Source organism: Brevibacterium metallidurans (genome assembly GCF_037101285.1).
GTDB lineage: Bacteria > Actinomycetota > Actinomycetes > Actinomycetales > Brevibacteriaceae > Brevibacterium > Brevibacterium metallidurans.
The window spans coordinates 210,678-229,666 of the sequence record NZ_BAAAAF010000004.1 but is presented as its reverse complement, the minus strand read 5'-3'; the positions used below and the strand labels follow the sequence as shown (position 1 = coordinate 229,666).

Annotated in this window: 16 protein-coding genes; 10 read left to right on the top strand and 6 right to left on the bottom strand. The window is 68.3% G+C overall.

Features of this window, described 5'->3' with window-relative positions; all coding sequences use genetic code 11:
• Positions 1-4: 4 nt before the first annotated feature.
• On the bottom strand, positions 5-997 hold the full coding sequence (locus AACX88_RS07525) for a sugar phosphate isomerase/epimerase family protein (protein ID WP_339392418.1): 993 nt from the start codon (positions 995-997) through the stop codon (positions 5-7).
• Positions 994-2,178 (bottom strand): Gfo/Idh/MocA family protein, encoded by a 1,185-nt coding sequence (locus AACX88_RS07520; RefSeq protein ID WP_339392417.1) that lies wholly within the window; start codon positions 2,176-2,178, stop codon positions 994-996. Before AACX88_RS07520 ends, AACX88_RS07525 begins: the two co-directional genes overlap by 4 nt.
• 257 nt (positions 2,179-2,435) lie before the next feature.
• Between AACX88_RS07520 and AACX88_RS07515 the strand changes: the two genes are divergently transcribed.
• A complete protein-coding gene (locus tag AACX88_RS07515; protein WP_339392416.1) occupies positions 2,436-3,131 on the top strand; it encodes an alpha/beta hydrolase in 696 nt (231 codons plus the stop codon).
• Positions 3,132-3,481: 350 nt separating this feature from the next.
• Here the strand turns inward: AACX88_RS07515 and AACX88_RS07510 are convergent, their stop codons facing one another.
• The 3 genes from AACX88_RS07510 to AACX88_RS07500 form a co-directional block, all read right to left on the bottom strand.
• Positions 3,482-4,261: a DNA alkylation repair protein gene (locus AACX88_RS07510; protein WP_339392415.1), complete on the bottom strand. Its 780-nt coding sequence runs from the start codon at positions 4,259-4,261 to the stop codon at positions 3,482-3,484.
• A 253-nt stretch (positions 4,262-4,514) separates the two neighbouring features.
• Complete coding sequence (gene argG, locus AACX88_RS07505; protein ID WP_339392414.1) at positions 4,515-5,936, bottom strand: argininosuccinate synthase; 1,422 nt, start codon at positions 5,934-5,936, stop codon at positions 4,515-4,517.
• Between the two features lie 607 nt (positions 5,937-6,543).
• The gene (locus AACX88_RS07500; RefSeq protein WP_339392413.1) at positions 6,544-8,109 is read right to left on the bottom strand and encodes an APC family permease; all 1,566 of its coding nucleotides are present in this window, start codon (positions 8,107-8,109) and stop codon (positions 6,544-6,546) included.
• A gap of 224 nt (positions 8,110-8,333) precedes the next feature.
• Here AACX88_RS07500 and AACX88_RS07495 point away from each other — a divergent pair, with 224 nt between their 5' ends.
• The 9 genes from AACX88_RS07495 to AACX88_RS07455 all read left to right on the top strand — a co-directional run bounded on the left by AACX88_RS07495 (position 8,334) and on the right by AACX88_RS07455 (position 18,245).
• Complete coding sequence (locus AACX88_RS07495) at positions 8,334-9,419, top strand: CPBP family intramembrane glutamic endopeptidase (RefSeq protein ID WP_339392412.1); 1,086 nt, start codon at positions 8,334-8,336, stop codon at positions 9,417-9,419.
• A gap of 210 nt (positions 9,420-9,629) precedes the next feature.
• Complete coding sequence (locus AACX88_RS07490; RefSeq protein ID WP_339392411.1) at positions 9,630-10,112, top strand: DoxX family protein; 483 nt, start codon at positions 9,630-9,632, stop codon at positions 10,110-10,112.
• A gap of 166 nt (positions 10,113-10,278) precedes the next feature.
• Positions 10,279-11,088, top strand: coding sequence for a siderophore-interacting protein (locus tag AACX88_RS07485; RefSeq protein WP_339392410.1), 810 nt, complete (start codon positions 10,279-10,281; stop codon positions 11,086-11,088).
• On the top strand, positions 11,085-11,753 hold the full coding sequence (locus AACX88_RS07480) for a GrpB family protein (RefSeq protein WP_339392409.1): 669 nt from the start codon (positions 11,085-11,087) through the stop codon (positions 11,751-11,753). Before AACX88_RS07485 ends, AACX88_RS07480 begins: the two co-directional genes overlap by 4 nt.
• 122 nt (positions 11,754-11,875) lie before the next feature.
• Positions 11,876-12,442: an isochorismatase family protein gene (locus tag AACX88_RS07475; RefSeq protein WP_339392408.1), complete on the top strand. Its 567-nt coding sequence runs from the start codon at positions 11,876-11,878 to the stop codon at positions 12,440-12,442.
• 102 nt (positions 12,443-12,544) lie between these two features.
• A complete protein-coding gene (locus AACX88_RS07470) occupies positions 12,545-14,779 on the top strand; it encodes an MMPL family transporter (protein ID WP_339392407.1) in 2,235 nt (744 codons plus the stop codon).
• Between the two features lie 170 nt (positions 14,780-14,949).
• Positions 14,950-16,146, top strand: coding sequence for a sensor histidine kinase (locus tag AACX88_RS07465; protein ID WP_339392406.1), 1,197 nt, complete (start codon positions 14,950-14,952; stop codon positions 16,144-16,146).
• Positions 16,143-16,763, top strand: a complete 621-nt coding sequence (locus AACX88_RS07460) for a response regulator (RefSeq protein WP_339392405.1) — start codon at positions 16,143-16,145, stop codon at positions 16,761-16,763. Before AACX88_RS07465 ends, AACX88_RS07460 begins: the two co-directional genes overlap by 4 nt.
• A 90-nt stretch (positions 16,764-16,853) precedes the next feature.
• Positions 16,854-18,245, top strand: a complete 1,392-nt coding sequence (locus AACX88_RS07455; RefSeq protein ID WP_339392404.1) for an amidohydrolase family protein — start codon at positions 16,854-16,856, stop codon at positions 18,243-18,245.
• A gap of 91 nt (positions 18,246-18,336) precedes the next feature.
• On the opposite strand, the gene AACX88_RS07450 is transcribed toward AACX88_RS07455, so the two are convergent.
• Positions 18,337-18,957, bottom strand: a complete 621-nt coding sequence (locus AACX88_RS07450; RefSeq protein ID WP_339392403.1) for a DJ-1/PfpI family protein — start codon at positions 18,955-18,957, stop codon at positions 18,337-18,339.
• Positions 18,958-18,989 lie beyond the last annotated feature (32 nt).

Genomic DNA, 18,989 nt, shown 5'->3' with positions numbered 1-18,989 from the left:
GAGCTTACCCGGCGTGATCGCGGGCGGTGAGCAGCACCTCGGCGGCGGTCTCGAGTCCTTCGATGCGGCCGAGGGATTCGTCTTCGTGCTCGATGTGGACGGCCATGTCCGGGTCGACGGCGGCCAGGGCGGCGACGAACCGATTCCAGAAGTCCTGATCGTGGCCGCGCCCGAGCGCGACGAAGTCCCAGGCCGACTCCTCCGGCCACCGGTTGATCGCCGCCCCACCGCGGATGCGGGTGATGCGGTCGCCGGTGAAGCGGGTGTGACGGTCGTCGAGGACGCCGTGGACGGCCGCTGCGGGATTGATCCGCACATCCTTCGCGGCCGCATGGACGACCCGATCGCCGAGGTGGTCGATCGCGGCGATCGGATCGATCCCCTGCCAGAACAGATGGGAGGGGTCCATCTCCGCGCCGATGTTCGATCCGCCGGTGGCATCGATGAGGCGCTCGAGGGTCGCGGGGTTGAAGACGAGGTTGTGCGGGTGCATCTCGATGGCGATCATCACTCCGCGGTCGGCGGCACGACGGTCGAGTTCGCGCCACACGGGCACGGCGCGGGCCCACTGGTCCTCGAGGGTGTCGAGGTGCGATGACTCCCACGGGTTGACGATCCACGTCGGGGTCGCGGCCTCCGCGCGGGCGCCGGGCAGTCCCGACATCGTCACCACCCGGGTCTGACCGAGGCGGGCTGCGACGTCGATGGCGCGTTCGATGTCGGCCAGCGTGGGCGGGCCGATCTCCGGATTCGGATCGAGCGGATTGCCGTTGGCGTTGAGACCTGCCAGGGCGACCCCCGCCTCGGCGAAGGTCTCGAGATAGTCGTCGCGGGCGGCGTCGGAGGAGAGGATATCGTCGATCGTCGGCATGTGGACAGGTGGGAGGAAGCCTCCGACGTTGATCTCCGCGGCGTCGAGGCCGAGGTCGCTGATCACGGTCAGCGCCTCCGGCAGGCTGCGGTCGTGGAGGATGGCAGTGTAGACACCGAACTTCATCGGGCGATCTCCGCGGTCTCTCCGCCGTCGGCCGCCGAGGCGATGACGGCGTCGCGCACGGCCAGGGCGTGGAGACCGTCGCCGAAGCTCCCGCAGCGCGGATAGGACTCGGATTCGGGACGACCGACGACCTCGTCGAGGAAGGCTCGGGCCTGGAAGACGAAGCCGTCGTTCTGGCCGATGCCCACGCCAGGGGCGGCCATCGGCACGCCGGTGGCGAAGTACGGATGGGCAGGACCGAGCTGGACGGTCGTCAGTCCGTCGCGGGTCGGGTCGCCTGTCGTGCGTCCGAGGGTGATCTCGCCGGGCCGGCGGAAGTCGAATCCGGCCGAGCCGTTCTCGCAGAAGACCTCGAGGGCGAAGGAGTTCGGGTGGCCGGCGGCGATGCGGGAGACCTGGAGCGTGCCGGAGCCGGTGGCGAATTCGACGCCGAAGCCCGCGTAGTCGTCGTTGGTCACGGGTTCGTATTCGTCGCTGACCTCGACGTGGTCATGGCCGGTGACGTGGCCCAACGGCAGCGGGCGTTCGGTGATCGAGGTGTGGAAGCGGCCGCCGGAGACTGCGGTGATGGGGCCGGCGACGAACTCGACGGAATCGGTGAGGTGGCTGCCGACGTCGGCCAGCGCTCCGGTGCCGGCGCCGCCCTGGTATCGCCAGCTCATCGGGGCACTCGGTGAGCACGCGTAGTCCGTCCAGTAGTGGGCGTCGACGTGCTGGACGGGGCCGAGCGTGCCGTCGGCGACGAGTCCGGCAATAGCGGCGAGGCCGGGGGTGCGGCGGAAGGTGAAGCCGAGGCGGGCGATGGAGTCGGCGCTGTCCGCTGCTGCGATCATCGCCTCGGCGTCGGGGATCGTGTCGGTCAGCGGCTTCTCGCACAGAACGTGCTTGCCGGCGGCCAGTAGGGCTTCGACGATCTCGCGGTGCAGGGAGTTCGCGACGGCGACGCTGACGATGTCGATGTCGTCGGCGGCCGCGATCGCCTGCCAGTCGGTGTCGGAGCGCGAATAGCCGAAGCGTTCGGCCGTGGCCTGAGCGGCCTCGGGTACGACGTCGCAGATGGATACGAGGTCGATGTCGGGCAGTGCGCCGGTGCCGACGGTGGGCGCGGCGCGCCAGGCGGCGGCATGCGCGCGGCCGGCCATGCCGGCTCCGATGACGGCGACGCCGAGTCGATCGGTCATGACTTCTCCTTCGAAGACGAGGTGGGCACGCACCACCCTAGCGAGATATTTGTCCGGTCAAAAGAGTTTCAAGAGAATAATTTGTCAAGACATTTATTCTCCGATGATTGAGACCAGGAAAGTCAGCCTGTTCTCAGGAATCAGCCCTGGTAAGCGGGGCAAGGGGCGTTGTAGGCTCACGATGGGCGCAGGCCCTGCACATCCGGTTGAACCAAGGAAGGTTCCGATGGAGGCTTCCGTTACCTCGAGGAGTACAGATGTCAGAGAAGCCGAGCATTGTCCTTGTCCACGGATTCTGGGGAGGTGCCGCCCACTGGGCCGACGTCATCGTCGAACTCAACAAGCGCGGCTACACAGACCTCCACGCTGTGGAGAATCCGCTCACCTCGCTCGCCGATGACGCCGAGCGCACCCGCAAGATGGTCGCCCAGATCGACGGTCCCGTCGTCCTCGTCGGCCATTCGTACGGTGGAGCGGTCATCACCGAGATGGGCGACCAGCCCAACGTCCTCGGACTCGTCTACATCGCGGCCTTCGCACCCGACGCCGGGGAGAGCCCCGGTGGGATCACCCAGGAGATGCCTCCCGAGGCGGCTCCCAATCTCGAGCCCGACTCCGACGGCTACCTCTGGGTCAAGCAGGACAAGTTCCACGAGAGCTTCTGCCAGGACCTCCCCGACGAGCAGGCCCTCGTCATGGCCGTCACGCAGAAGGCCCCGCTCGGGTCGACGTTCGAGGACATGGTCACCGAACCCGCGTGGAAGGCGAAGCCGACCTGGTACCAGGTCTCCACGCAGGACCGGATGATCGCGCCCGACAACGAGCGCCGGATGGCCGAGCGGATGCAGCCGCAGAAGACGATCGAGCTCGACGCGAGCCACGCCTCACTGGCCTCGCAGCCGAAGGCCGTCGCCGACCTCATCGACGAGGCCTCCGCTGCCGTCACCGCCTGACGCGGGAACCGCTCGACGCGTCCGGACTCGCCGTCGCCCGAACCGGGCCCGTTGAGCCCTTGAATGGAGGATCCGCTGTGAAATCCGATCGGATTTCACAGCGGATCCTCCATTGATGCGAGCGTGCGTCGAGCCGAACCGCTGAACCTCAGTCCGTGCCGGCGTCGAACGCAGCCGAGAGCCCGGAGCGATCGACATCGGCATCGACGTCGACGGGGGAGCTGGCGATCTCCTCGGCACCGCCGAGGTGGTGGTTGAGATCTTGAGATCCCAGCCCTTTGTGCGACCCTCAGTGCACGGGGCCGTTACCATGACGATACGGGCTTCCCTCCGTTGTCCAGGAAAGCCACTCAGCCCGTCCGGTTTGCGGCCCGGATCGCTGCCTGCTGCTCGGGCGACAGCGGTCTGATCGCTTCCCGGATCGTCACGCCTGACGCACGGTGAGCACGCGGTTGTAGCCACTCGAAGACGAGGTCCGGCCGCTTCTTCGCGGTGTCGCGCAGCACCCAGCCGATGGCCTTGCGGATGAAGAACTCACGCTCCTGAAGCATCACGTCGGCGAAACGCGAGAAACGATCGAAGTCCCCGTCGCCAGCACGCAGCGGCCGCAGATGGGCGAGCAGCGCAGAGCGTCGAAGCCAGAAGTCCTCTTCGATCGCCCATCTCTCGAGCACCTGATCGAAGTCCGCGGTCACCTCGGTGAGAGGACCGACGAGATCGCCGGCGAGGGGATCGACGAGGGCCCACGTGCCCGACTCCCTGAGGAACCGTTCGATGAGTGCGACATCTCCTCCGCCGAGGTGATCCCTCGCCCTGATGAGCACCATGACCGCTGCCGACCGGAGTTCGTGGATCGGGTTGTCCCAGAGCGCCTCGGCGACCGCAACAGCGAAGTCACGGCCGACGCCGGCTCCGGCTCCGCCCTGGACGGACCGCAGCTGTGCGGTGACGATCGCGCGAGTCTCGGGCACGCTCACCCCGCAGTGATCGAGCGAGCTCTTGAGGTACGCCTTCTCCTTGACAGCGCGCTCGGGAGTTCCGCGCAGGCGCAGTTCGGCGGCGATCGCCTCGGCGACGGTGAACGGCTGCCCTGTGTCGGCGGGGACGGTGCCGGGTTTCGGGGCGGTCATGGACACAGTCTCACCAGCGACCAGGGGCCGGTCAAGGTGGACCTGGGGAAAGCTTGCGTGGTGGGTTCCGTTCGAAATCCAAGACCCATTCGAACAGAACCCACCACGCTGACGCCGCCTGGCAACAACACCGGTGCTGGGGCGACGTCGCGGGCCGCGCGAACGCGACCCGGGTCAGGGGAGTGCCAGCGAGCTCAGCCCGCAGAGCTTCCGGCGCCCGCGCTGAACGCACCGAACGCCGCGGCCCGGACGCTCAGTCCGTGCCGGCGTCGAACGCAGCAGAGAGTCCGGAGCGATCGACATCGGCATCGACGTCGACGGGGGAGCTGGCGATCTCCTCGGCGCCGCCGGCCTCGAGCGATCCCACGAGTTCCGAAGTCGGACCCGAGACGATTCCCATGGCCGCGTACTGCTCGAGGCGGGCACGGGAGTCGGCGATATCGAGATTGCGCATCGTCATCTGGCCGATCCGGTCCTCGGGACCGAACGCGGCATCGCCGACGCGCTCCATCGACAGCTTCTCCGGGTGGTAGCTCAGCGCCGGCCCGGTCGTGTTGACGATCGTGTAGTCGTCGCCGCGACGCAGACGCAGGGTCACTTCGCCGGTGATCGCCGAGGCGACCCACCGCTGCATGGACTCGCGCAGCATGAGCGACTGCGGGTCGAGCCAGCGACCCTCGTACATCCGCCGCCCGAGCCGGCGCCCCTCTTCGTGGTAGAGGGCGATCGTGTCCTCGTTGTGGATCGCGTTGAGCAGGCGCTCGTACGTGATGTGGAGCAGCGCCATGCCCGGGGCTTCGTAGATGCCGCGCGACTTCGCCTCGATGATCCGGTTCTCGATCTGGTCGGAGACGCCGAGTCCGTGCCGTCCGCCGACCTCGTTGGCCTTGTAGACCAGCGCCACAGGGTCGTCGAAGACCTCGCCGTTGATCGCGACGGGCCGACCGGCCTCGAAGCGGACGGAGACCTCTTCCGTCTCGACCTCGACGTCATCGCGCCAGGCCGCGACGCCCATGATCGGTTCGACGATGTCGAGTCCGGCATCAAGGAACTCGAGACTCTTCGCCTCGTGCGTCGCCCCCCAGATGTTCGCATCGGTCGAGTAGGCCTTCTCGGCGGAGTCCCGATACGGGTAGCCGTGGGCGACGAGCCATTCGCTCATCTCCTGCCGACCGCCGAGCTCCTCGACGAAGGTCGAGTCGAGCCACGGCTTGTAGATCCGCAGCTTCGGGTTGGCCATGAGACCGTAGCGGTAGAAGCGCTCGATGTCGTTGCCCTTGTAGGTCGACCCGTCGCCCCAGATGTCGACGCCGTCCTCCTTCATCGCGCGCACGAGCATCGTGCCGGTCACGGCCCGGCCCAGCGGCGTCGTGTTGAAGTAGGTCTTCCCACCCGAGCGGACGTTGAACGCACCGCACTGCAGGGCGACGAACCCCTCTTCGACGAGGAGGCGCTTGGCATCGACGAACCGGGCGATCTCCGCGCCGTACTCCTTCGCCCGGGCGGTCACGCCGTCGAGGTCGGGCTCGTCGTACTGGCCGATGTCCGCGGTGTAGGTGCACGGAATCGCGCCCTTGTCGCGCATCCACGCGACCGCGCAGGAGGTGTCCAGGCCGCCGGAGAAGGCGATTCCGACGTGCTCACCGACAGGGAGAGAAGAGAGAACTTTCGACATGGTCATCACTGTATCCCGCTCGAGGCACCCATGTCGAATTGTTATGCATAGGAATGAATTTTTATGTGGGATCGCCGAGGTTGTCGATCGAGTCGTGTCCGCGAAAAGTCTGTTCGCCGTCGACCAGTCGGTGGGCGAACCTACTTCTCGCGGACATGGTTCCGGCGTGGCCAGCGGTTTCACGCGCGAAAGCACTTTTCGCAGACGATGTGCCAGTGCGCCAACGCATCCGCGTGCCGGCGCAGCGGCAACCGCTCGGTTCTGGTGCCAATGCGCTGGATGCATCCATGCCAGAGGGATCAGAACCGCGCGGTTGGTGCCGGCGGGGGTTTCGGTGCGTGCGTTCGAGGACCCGCACTCTGCTACTAGCACGGCACCGCGAGCAGAAAGTCCGCACGCGATAGGCAAGTGCATCGCGTGCGGACTTCTTGTGAGTGGCGAGTGGGGCCGTCGGGACGACCGCATCGCGTGGGGACTTCTTGCGAGTGGTGGCGCATAGCGCCGAGGCCGTCACACGCTGCCTCCCGGGGCCGTCACGCGCGGACTCCCCGCACCGTCGCGCGTGGACGCATCGTGGCTGCCCCACCGTCGCAGCCCACCCGGAAGGTCAGGCGCCGCGGTGGGCGCGGATCGCCTCGGCGACGGCGATGGCATCGTCCTCCGGCGCATCCGACTTCCGGTCGGGGCGCGCGATGAAGAGGTAGAGGAACCCGACGGCGAGGACGACGACGAGGCCGATGAGGACGACGTAGTCGGCGAAGAACTCCCCGGTCTCGCCGGGCCGAGCGAGGAGGATCATCGCGAAGATCCCGTACGCGAGCGCGAGGACGTTGACGACGATGCCCCACGCGCCCAGCGACCACGGCCCGGCCGGCTTCCAGCCCTTCGCGCGCTGCCGCAGGGAGGCGAGGACGACCATCTGGAAGGCGAGGTAGATGCCGAGGATCGCGAACGAGGTGACCGCGACGAGGATGCCGTCGTTGAACCAGATGAGCACGCAGATGAGCGCGGGCGCGGTGCAGGCGACGATGAGCGCGTTGCGGGGGACCTTCGTGCCCTCGGTGACCTTCGACAGCCAGCGGTGCCCGGGCATCATGCCGTCGCGGGCGAAGCTGAAGATCAGGCGCGAGGCCGCGGCCTGGAGGCTGAGCACGCACGAGATGAACGCGAGGATCGCGATAAGGAGGAAGAGCTTCGCGCCCACCGGTCCGAGGCTGCCTTCGAGGATCGAGGGGATCGGGTCGGCGACCTCACCTGCGACGATCTCGTCGAGGTTGGGGGCAGCGAGCACGTACCCGCCGAAGGAGAACAGGGCCGAGACCGCTCCGACGAGGATCGTCATGATCATCGCCTTGGGGATGCGGCGGGCGGGGTCGGTGACCTCCTCGGCGACATCGGCGCACGCCTCGAAGCCGTAGAAGAGGAAGAGGCCGGCCACGGCCGCACCCATGAACGCGGCGAGGTAGCTGCCGTCCCCGGCCACGCCCATCGCGTCGAAGAACACGGAGAACGGGTGCTTGCGCTCGAAGATGAGGAGGAAGAGGCCGAGCCCGATGACGCCGATGAGCTCGGCGAACAGGCCGATGCGCGCGATCCTGGCCAGCCACTTCGTGCCGCTGAAGTTGATCGCGAGAGCGAGGACGAGGAGCACGAGCGCGAGGACGAGCGTGACGTTGCGGGTGAGTTCGAAGTCGAAGAGGCTCGCGACGAAGCCCGCGCCGAACTCCGCCACCGAGGTGGTGGTGACGATCATCGCGCAGATGTAGACCCACGCGGCCATCCACGCGTACTTCTTGCCCCAGAGTCTGCGCGTCCACGGGTAGATGCCGCCGGCGATGGGGAACTGGGAGACGACCTCGCCGAAGACGAGGGCGACGAGCATCTGCCCAGCCGCGACGATGACGATCCACCAGATCGACGGCGGACCGCCGGCGGCCAGGGCGACCGCGAGGAGCGAGTAGACGCCGACGAGCGGAGACAGGTATGTGAAGCCGAGCGCGAAGTTCGCCCACAGGCTCATCGACCGGTCGAAGGAGTCGCTGTAGCCGAGGACGGAGAGATGGTCGCCATCGGAGAGATGAGCGCCGGCCGGTGTTCCGGCCCGTGCGGCTGACTGTGCGCCGGGCTGTGGGCTGCCTGGCTGCTGTGGGGATTGCGGGGGCTGTTGGGTCATGGGGTGGCACCTTTGCACGAATCGACGGTGATTCAACCAGCTCATCGTAGCTGACCAGGAACGGTGCTCCGGGCGCTTGTTGCGAAGGCCTGGATTCCCGCCGCCTGAGCGGACTCGATCCCGGCGCCCGGGCCGACTCCTCGCTCGCGCGGGGGAACCCGAATTCCGTCGTGAGAGGGAAGCCTGCCGCATGGACGAGTCGTAGATTGGTTGAGGAGGTCATCATGAGCGCATCGACTGAGAACAGCAATCCCCGTCCCACCGTCGCCGAGGCGAACGCCACCGCTGCGTCCCACGTCCCCGCCGAGGCGGTCGCCGAGTCCCAGCAGGCCGGTGCCGCCGCCGCGCAGACCCCGACCAGCCCTCCCGTGACGCCCGCCAGGGTGCCGTGGCTCGAGGTCGGGGTCTTCATCCTCGTCGCGGGCGGCCTCGGCTGGCTCGTGTGCCTGCCGCTGTGGCTTTCCGGTGAGGGCCTCGGCGATCCGGTGCTCACGCAGATCTGTGCGACGACGCTGATGTTCACCCCGCTGCTTGGCACCGTTGCCGCGGTGCTCGTCCAGCGCAGACGGTCCCGGCAGACGATTCCGAACATTCCCCGCTACCTCGGCCTGTGGCCGCTCTATCCCGTGGGACGCGTGCTCGGGGTGACCGGGCTCGCCGTGCTCGGCACCTACCTCCTCGTCCTCGCCGCCGCGTTCGTCTCTGCGGCGTTCGGCTGGCTCAGCCTCGACCTCGGCGGACTCTCCGGATTCCGCCGAGCGCTCACCGGCTTCCCGGGCCTCGACACGATGCCCCTCGGCGCTGCGCTCGCCGTCTACCTGCTCATCATCATCGTCAACACGGCAGCGACCGCCGCGTTCGCCTTCGGCGAGGAAGTGGGCTGGCGCGGATGGCTGCTCACCTCGCTGCGGCCGCTGGGAACGTGGCCGGCGCTCGTCATCATCGGCGTCGTCTGGGGGCTCTGGCACGCCCCGCTCATCCTGCTCGGCTACAACTTCGCCCGCCCGAACCTCGCGGGTCTCGCGCTCATGGTCGGCGGCTGCATCGCGCTGAGCATCCTCTTCGGCTGGCTGCGGCTGCGCACGGGATCGCTGTGGCCGGCGGTGTTCGCCCACGCCGCGCTCAACGCCTCCGCGGGGATGCTGCTCGCCCTCGTCCTCAACGGAAACGCCCCTGCCCCCGACGCCGCACTCGTCACCGTGCTCGGCGTCTCCGGGTGGATCGTCTCGGGTGTCGTCATCCTCGTCCTCATCTTCACCGGTCAGTTCCGTCGCCAGCCGAGTCACGGCGGACCCGCACTCGAGACATGACGTCAAGTTCCCTCGCCGGAACTGCGGTCCCTCGCCGAGGTGAACCCCCAGGTCGCCTCGTCACCGGGCATTCGTCGTGGTCAGGCGTTGAGGTGGGACAGGGCATCCTATAGGCTCAAGCCCCAGGTGGGTGGATCAGGTCGCAGCGTCACACTGAGGACGACGGTCCCACCCAGTACGGAACCTCACCCGGACGAGAAGGAGAAGCCCATGCTCGGATCATCCCTGCTGCGCACCGTGGGGCGCATGTCCACGGCACCGATCTTCATCCTCGGCGGCTATGCGGCCCTGACGAAGCCCGGCGGCCGCGTGCAGATGGCGGCGCCGACACTGGACAAGCTCCGAGAGCTCATCCCCGTCCTTCCCGACGACAACGAGCTGCTCGTGCGCATCAACGGCGGCATCCAGCTCGCGGCGGGCACGACTCTGCTGCTCGGCATCAAGCCGCGCCTGTCCGCGCTCGCCCTTGCCGGGTCCCTCATCCCGACGACGATCGCCGGCCACGCGTTCTGGGAGCAGGACGAACCGGAGGCCTCGGCGCAGCGCATGCAGTTCTCGAAGAACCTTGCCGCGCTCGGCGGACTGATGCTCATCGTCGGCACCGACGACACGCACAAGGCGATCGAGCGGGCCGCCGACAAGGCGGCGCGCAAGGCTGAGAAGCGCGCCTTCCGCGAGGCCAAGCGCGCCTGATCCGCCGAGGTGGGCCGCCTGATCCGCCGAGGCGGCCCGCCGTTCCCGCAGAGCCGATCCGTCTCGTCCCGTCGAGGCCGAAGCTGTTTCGTCCGCCCCTCCCGTGAGGGAGTCCGCAGGAGTACCCTGAAGCAAACGGGCAGGATCGAGCTGACGGGAGCGGATCATGGTCAACTGGCAGCGCGGTGTCGAACGCCTCAGGCGCGACACCAACCATGAGGTCGTCGTCACCGGAGTCGAGGACTTCGGCGACCGCTACCGACGGATCCACTTCACCGGCGATGACCTGCTCCGCGAGCTCATCGACGTCTATCCCACGGCGTGGGTGCGGCTGCGCGTCCCGCGCAGCGGCAGTCCCGCCGTTCTCACGCCCGCCGCAGGCACGAGCAGCACCGAGGGCAGTGCAGACGGTCCCGGCCGGTTCACCCACCGCGAATACACGTTCGTCGACGTCGACATCCACGCCGGAACGTTCGCCCTCGACTTCGTCCTCCGCACCTCCGGGAGGCACGGAGGTCCCGGCCCCGCAACCCGCTGGGCGATGAACGCTATGCCGGGGACGACGATCGACGCCTCGGTCACCCCGGAGCGCATCGACCTGCCGGGGGACACGAGGAGGCTCCTCCTCCTCGGCGATCTCTCCGCCCTGCCGGCCGTGAACTCCTGGCTGGGATGGATCCCCGGCGAGGTCGAGGTGAGCGTCATCCTCGAGGACGACGGCGACCGGGAGGGGATCCCGCAGCGGCAGCGGACGAATGCGACGTGGACGTGGGTGAATCGCACCGACGGTCCCGGTCAGGCGATCGTCGACGAGGTCCGCGGACTCGGCCTCGACACCGCCGGGCTCTACGTGTGGGCGGCCGGAGAGCGCGGCCTCATCTCCACGGTGCGCAGCCGACTGCGGCACGAGCTGTCGTTGGACAAGAAGCGCCGCTTCTCCCAGTTCTACTGGTCGGCCGGCAGATCCGCCGCGTGACGCCCGCCGACTCTGCCTCCGCGACATCCGCGAATCCCGCTGACCCGACATCCGTCGACCCCGCCGAGGTGGTCACCTTCGCCGACATCGACGACCCGCTCCTGTGGGTCAAGCGAAGTGCGCGCACCGACATCGCGATCGTCGACCACGACGCGGCGTGGACCGGGCAGTACGAGGAGCTCGCCGCCGCGATCCGCAGCGTCCTGGGCGACCGGGTGCTCGCGCTCCAGCACATCGGGTCGACCTCGGTGCCGGACCTGGCCGCCAAACCCGTCATCGACATCGACCTCATCGTCGCCGATCCTCGCCGCGAGAACGACTACCGTCCGGCGCTCGCCGAGGTCGGCTACGACCTCGTCATCCGCGAACCCGGATGGCACGAACACCGAGCGTTCCGGCACCAAGACCCCGACGGCACCCAACGAAACCCGCTGAGCAACCTCCACGTCTTCGGCCCCCACTGCCCCGAATTCGTCCGCCACCGGCTCTTCCGTGACTGGCTGACCGCGACCCCGGACGACCGCCGACTCTACGAACACGCCAAACGCCTGGCCGCGGAGCAGTCCAACGACGCCGGGGAGACGACGATGGACTACAACGCCCGCAAACAGTCCGTCATCCGCGACATCTACCATCGACTCTTCGCCGCCTCCGGGCTCCTCTGAGCAGTCGCCGCGTCCGACCGCAGAATCCCCGCACCGAATCCGTCCCGCCAGGTGGGCTCTCGGCTGGCCGCGACCACACAATGCCCCCTGACGAACCGGCCGGGAGCGCCTATGCTCGAGACATGGCGAAGGCACTTCTCATCGTGGACGTCCAGAACGACTTCACCGAAGGCGGAGCGCTCGCCGTGACCGGCGGTGATGCGGTTGCGCGCGGGATCTCGGACTACCTCGGCGCGCGCGCCGCCGACTACGACGCGATCGTCGCCTCCCAGGACTGGCATGATGCCGATGGCGACAACGGCGGTCATTTCGCCGCCGAGCCCGACTTCGTCGACTCGTGGCCCGTCCACTGCGTCGCCGGCACCGCGGGTGCCGCCTTCGACCCGCTGCTCGAGACAAGGACCATCACCCACACCGTGCACAAAGGCCAGGGCGTGCCCGCGTACTCCGCATTCGAAGGGACCACGGAGACGGGGGAGCACCTCGGCGACCTGCTCACGACCCTCACCGTCACCGAGGTGGACGTCGCCGGCATCGCCACCGACCACTGCGTGCGCGCCACCGTCCTCGACGCGCTCGGAGCCGGGCTCGAGGTGCGGGTCCTCGGTGACCTCATCGCCGGGGTCGGCGCCGAATCGAGTGCGGCCGCGCTCGCAGAGATGCGGGCCGCGGGAGCCGTCATCGACTGACCTGAACTGGCCCGCGGCAGTAGGCATCCCCATCGAAAGTTGCAGACGAAGTCTCAACTGACAGGCGATGTGCCGAGCGCCGTAAATTGATGAGCTGGGACTATGAAGAATTCCCTTGCTCACGCCGGCGCATTCCTTGCGTCGAAGCGCGGTGCGTGGATCAGCCTCGGCGCTGTCCTCATCGTCGTCACCCTCCTCTTCGGACTCCTCGCCGGCGCCGGCGAGGACCGACCCATCGAATCGGCCCCGCCGGACTCGGAATCGAGCCGCGTCGCCGATGTCCTCGCGAAGTTCCCCGACGCCGACGAGCAGACCGTCATGGTTGTCGCCTCCCGGACCGACGGGGCTGCCCTCACCGCAGCAGACCAAGCGGGCTTGGCGAAGCTGCGCGACAACCTCGGCGAGGAGGCGCCCGCAGATTCCGGTGACGGACAGGTGAGCGGGCCGGTCACGTGCGATGACGGGGAGGCGGCACTGCTCATGGTGCCGATCACCGTGGGCATGACGAACACTCAGACCGCGGACGTCGTCGACGTCCTGCGGACGACGATCGCCTCCGACGCGGACGCGCAGGCCCTCGAAGACTCGGGAGTGTCCATGCTCGTCACCGGCGGTCCGGCGATCGGGGCGGACATCGCCTCGGCGTTCGACGGCGCCGACTTCACCCTCCTCATCGTCACGATCGTCATCGTCGCCCTCCTCCTCATCCTCACCTACCGGTCGCCGATCCTCTGGCTGCTGCCGCTGCTCGTCATCGGCACCGCCGACGGGCTCGCCTCGACCGTGACCGCGGCGATCGGCGATGCCCTCGACCTCCAGTTCGACGCCGGCATCATCAGCGTCCTCGTCTTCGGAGCGGGAGCGAACTACGCGCTCCTCCTCATCTCCCGCTACCGCGAGGAGCTCGGACGCGAAGCCGACCATCGCCTCGCGCTCGCCTCGGCATGGCGGCACACGGTCGGCACGATCCTCGCCTCGAACCTCACCGTCGTCCTCTCCCTGCTCAGCCTCGTCTTCGCCGTCATCCCCGGCACTCGCGGGCTCGGCATCACCGCGGCCGCGGGTCTGCTCATCGCCGCTGCCGCCGTCCTTCTCGCCCTGCCCCCGGTGCTCGCGATCTGCGGCAAGCGTGTGTTCTGGCCGTTCGTGCCCAAGGCCGACGGCGGGGTCCGTGAGGATGCCGAGGATTCCGGCGCCGAGGCGGTCGGCCCTGCCGCTGCCCGACCGTCGTTCTGGCGGCGGGTCGCGACCTGGGTGGTGCGCCGGCCGGGGCTCCACCTCGGCGTCGGGGTCGTCCTGCTGGGCATCATGGCCACCGGTCTCATCGGCACCACCGTGGGACTCGACCAGGAGGAGAAGTTCCGGGTGCAGTCGGAGTCGGCGCAGGGTCTCGAGGTCCTCGGCGATCACTTCCCGCCCGGGGAGTCGCAGCCGATCTGGATCGTCGCCGATGCCGATCAGGCCGATGAGGTCGTCGACTCCGTGAGCGGAATCGACGGAGTCGTCCGCGCCGTTCCGGTCGACGAGACGACGATCGACGGACAGTCGACCGCGAAGATCATGGTGACCGGCGAATACGCTCCCGACAGTCCCGAAGGGCTCGCCCTCGTCGAAGAGCTGCGCGCCGATGTGCACGGCATCGACGGTGCGAACGCCGAGGTGGGAGGGGCCGCCGCCTCGGAACTCGACGCCCGCGACGGCAATGCCCGGGACTTTGAAACCATCGCCCCGCTCGTGCTCGCGATCAGCTTCGTCATCCTCCTCGGGGTGCTGCGCGCACCGTTCGTCGCGCTCGCCCTGCTCGTGGTCAACATCGCCTCGGCGGCGGCCGCGATCGGACTCGGGTCGGTGCTCAGCCGGCTGTTCTTCGGGCAGGCCGCGATCGATGCGCAGGTGCCGATCCTCGCGTTCCTCTTCCTCGTGGCCCTCGGCATCGACTACTCGATCTTCCTCTCCCACCGGGCGAAGAAGGAGTCGGAGCTCCACGGCGCCCGACAGGGCATCATCGACGCCGTCGCCCACACCGGTGGAGTCATCACGAGCGCCGGCATCGTGCTCGCCGGAGTCTTCGCAGCCCTCGGCATGCTGCCGCTCATGGTGCTCGGTCAGCTCGGGCTCATCGTCGGCGTCGGGGTGCTCGTCGACACCGTGCTCGTGCGCACCGTCATCGTTCCCTCGATCTTCGGACTCGCCGGAGACCGGATCTGGTGGCCGAACCGGAGGATCGCCCGCGGCGGGATTGCCCGCGTGCAGGCTGGAGGTGTGCCGGTGAGCGGTGCGCCAGCCGGCGACGCTCCGGCGGCTGCCGGACACCCGGCGCACACGGCTCGTCACTGATGCGCGAACGACCGGCCGCCTCGGCGGTTCTGCTCTCAGACCCCGCCGATGGCGATCGCGCCCACAGCAGGGACAGTGATCAGGTCCGGGCCGCGACCCGGGGCGCACCGCGCAGCGCCGCGGTGCGCCCCGGCGCCCGATATGCTGACGGACAGAGGGGAGGGGTGGACGTGGGCTCACACGGCTGGACGGTGCGCACGATGGAGATCGGGCAGCACGCGATCGCCCTCGTCCTCACTGTCATCTCCTGCCTCCGGGCGGTCTCCGTGGGGGCCCCACTGACCGCGGTGATCGCGGTCAGCGTCGTCTTCTTCGCGTGGTACGTCCTCGGCGCGGTGCGCGCGGCGAGGTCCGATGCGGTCGTGCTCGCGAAGTGGTGGCTTGTCGTCCTCGCGGTCATCTGGCTGCTCATGCTCGTCGTCTCCGCCGAGTTCATCTGGGTCGCGTTCCTCCTCTGGCTCCTCGCCGGGCATCTGTTCTCCCTGCGCATCGCCGTGGTCTTCACCGCAGCGACCTATCTCGCGACGATCGCCGCACCCCTGCTCCACCACGGTGCGGTGAGCACGCCGAGCGTCATCGGCTCCCTCATCGGCGCGGTCTTCGCCCTCGGCCTCTCCCGCGGCTACATCGAACTCCTCCGGGAGGGCCGGCGACGGGAGGAGCTCATCCGCTCGCTCGAAGCCGCCCACCGCAGCCTCGTCGACCTGCAGGACGAACTCGCGCTCACGCAACGCCATGCGGGGGAGATCAGGGAGCGCACACGGATCTCGCGCGACGTCCACGACACCGTCGCGCAGGAGATCTCCTCGATCCGTCTCATCGCCCACGCCGAGGTGGATCGCACCAGCGACCCGCATGCGCGCGAGGTTCTGCGTCAGGTCGAGAGCCTCGCCGCTCAGGGTTCGCGCGACATCCGCCGGATCATCGCGGAACTCACCCCAGCCGAACTCGAGGACGGGGCCCTGCCGGCCGCGCTGCGGCGGCTGCTGACCCGGCTGGAGGAGGAGAGCGGTCTGAGCACGCGCCTCGACGTCGACGAGACCGTGCCGCCGCTGCCCGCCGAGGTGGAGGTCGCCCTGCTGCGCACCGCGCAGTCGGCACTCGCCAACGTCCGGCAGCACGCGCAGGCGTCCAGGGTCAAGGTCAGCCTCATCGACTCCGAGGGCATGATCCGCATGGACATCGTCGACGACGGTGTGGGCATGGCCGACCATGACACCCGAACCCGCGGCACCGACTCGGGGTTCGGCCTCGACTTCATCGCCGCGCGGATGCGCGAACTCGGTGGCGACCTCGTCATCGAGACGAACCCCGGCGCCGGGTTCGCGATCTCCGCGACCGTACCGACCAGAGGAGTGAGCGGATGACGATCCGTGTCGTGCTCGTCGATGACCATCCCGTTGTGCGGGCCGGACTGCGAGCGGTCATCGACGCACCTGAGAACATCGAGGTCGTCGGCGAGGCCGGTGACGGCGCCGAGGCGCTCGTCCTGGCGGCCTCGACCGAGCCCGATGTCGTCGTCTGCGACCTGCGTCTGGGCGAGGGCATGGACGGGATCGCGGTGACGAAGCAGCTGCGTGCCCTGCCGACCCCGCCCGCGGTGCTCATCCTCACGACCTTCGACCACGATGCCGAGATCGTCGCAGCGTTGAGCGCCGGGGCGGCAGGCTATCTCCTCAAGGACATCGAACCGGCGGAGATCACCACGGCGATCGAGTCCGCCTCCCAGGGGAAGACGTACCTCCCACCGGAGATCAGCGCGAAGGCGATCGCGCAGATGCGCAATCCGGCACCGCAGCTGACGAGGCGGGAACTCGAGGTCGTCCGACTGCTCGCGACCGGGGCGTCGAATGCGCAGATCGCGCAGGAGCTCTTCGTCACCGAGGCGACGGTGAAGAGCCACCTCGTCAACGTCTTCGCGAAACTCGGCGTCGATTCGCGGGCCCGAGCGATCCGCGTCGCCGAGGACCTCGGGTTCGCCTGACCGAGGGGTGGGATCCGACTTGTGTCTTGACTAGTCAAGTGATTCGGACCAGACTCGACGGGGAGACGTCATCGGACGAAGGAGTCAGCGATGGATACGTTCGACCCGGCAGAGACCGGACACTCAGGGGATCGCTTCGTGATCCGCGGCGGCGCAGTGATGAGCCTCGACCCTGCCGTCGGTGATTTCGACACGGGCGACGTCCTCGTCGACGGGACGACGATCGTCGAGGTTGCACCCCGGATCGACGCGGCCGACATTCCGGTCATCGACGCCACCGGAAAGATCGTCATGCCCGGTTTCATCGATACGCATCATCACCAGTTCGAGACCGGCCTGCGAAGCTTCCTCGCCGACGGACTGCTGTTCGATGACGGTCAACCGCACGGCCGCGTCAACTACTTCGACTACATCCTCGGTCGCTTTGCCGGAGCGTATCGACCCGAGGACGTCTACATCAACACCCTCTTCGGGGCATTGAGTCAGCTCGACTGCGGGGTGACGACGGTGCTCGACGTCTCCCAGATCCACCACACCCCCGACCACTCGAACGCCACAGTCCAGGCACTCAGCGATTCCGGCAAACGGGCTGTCCTCGGCTACTTCGAGGGAAGCGGGCAGCACCCTGACTTCGCGTACCCGGGCGACGCGCAACGTCTGCTCGAAGAGCACTTCTCCTCGACCGACCAATTGGTGACGATGATGATGGGCGGCGAGATCTACCTGCCCGGCTATGAGGAGACCTGGCGTCTGGGGCGCGAGCTCGGTCTGCCGGTCGTCTGTCACGTCGTCGGGAGCTTCGCCGGCATGAGACCCGAGTTCGACAAGGTCGTCGACAGTGGGGCGCTCGGGCCGGACAACCTCTTCATCCACATGACGGAAGTCTCCGATCGGGGTTGGCAGGCGGCGAAGGATGCGGGCGCAAAGGTCTCGGCGGCGGTCCCCATCGAGCTCAACATGCGTCACGGCACCCCGCCGCTGCTCAAGGCGGTCGCGATGGACATGCAGCCGTCCTTGTCGACCGACGTCGAATGCACGATGACGGCGGACTTCTTCACGCAGATGCGTTCGGCCATGACACTGCAGCGCGGGCAGGTCAATCAGATGGTCCTCGACGGTGCCGAGGACGTTCCGGAGTTGGCCACCACGCGGGATGTGCTCCGCTGGGCGACCGTCAACGGTGCGGAGGGTCTGGGCCTTGCCGACCGGGTGGGGTCGCTCACGCCCGGCAAGGAGGCCGACATCCTCATCCTCGACGCCGAGGCGATCAACGTCGCGCCGTTGAACAACGTGCCCGGTGCCGTCGTCTCGCTCATGGAGCGATCGAACGTCGAGTCGGTGATCGTCGCCGGCGCTGTGCGCAAATGGCAGGGTCGACTCCTCGATGTCGACCTCCAGCGGTTGCGCACTCAGCTCGAGGCCTCCCGCGATCATCTCTTCGATGCCGCCGGAATCGAGCGCGATCTCTTCGCCGGCGGGTGACGGCGCATGAGGCGACTGCACCTGAGCCCGCGGCGCTTGTTCGACTCCTGCACCTGAGTCCGCGGCGTTGATCGGTGGCGTGTCCCAGTGATCACCTCCCGAGTCCGTAGTGCTCGGCGAAGGGATCCCAGTCGGGGTCGTCGTGGACCTCGAGTTCGATGATCCGCGCCGCATCGAGTGCCGCCTGCTGCCCACTGAGGTGGGCGATGAGCGCAGCCGTCATGTCCATGCCCGCGGCCACTCCCGACGACGTCCACCGATCGCGATCCTCGACCCACCGCGCGTGCGGCACCCACTCGACATCATCGCCGTGGGTCGCAGCCCACGCGAAGGCCCGCTTGTTCGACGTCGCCCGGTAGCCCTCGAGCAGTCCGGCCGCCGCGAGCACGGCCGAACCCGTGCACACCGAGGTGATGAGCGGCGACGGGGATGCCCACGAGGCGAGCCGGTCGAGGAAGACCTCGTCGTCGACGAGGCGGCGAGTGCCCGCACCGCCGGGGATGAGGACGATGTCAGGAGAGCGGGCACCGGCCAGGGATTCGGTGGCGACCACCTCGGCGCCCTGACTGCTGCGCACCGGACCCGGCTCGTCGGCGAAGTAGGTGACCTCGTACTCCTCGGGCAGGACACTGAGCAGTTCGACCGGGCCGAAGACGTCGAGGAGCTCGAAGCCCTCGAAGAGGACGATTCCCACGCTGCGCTGTGCGGCCATGGACCCATCGTAGAGTGCGCCCCGGACACGGG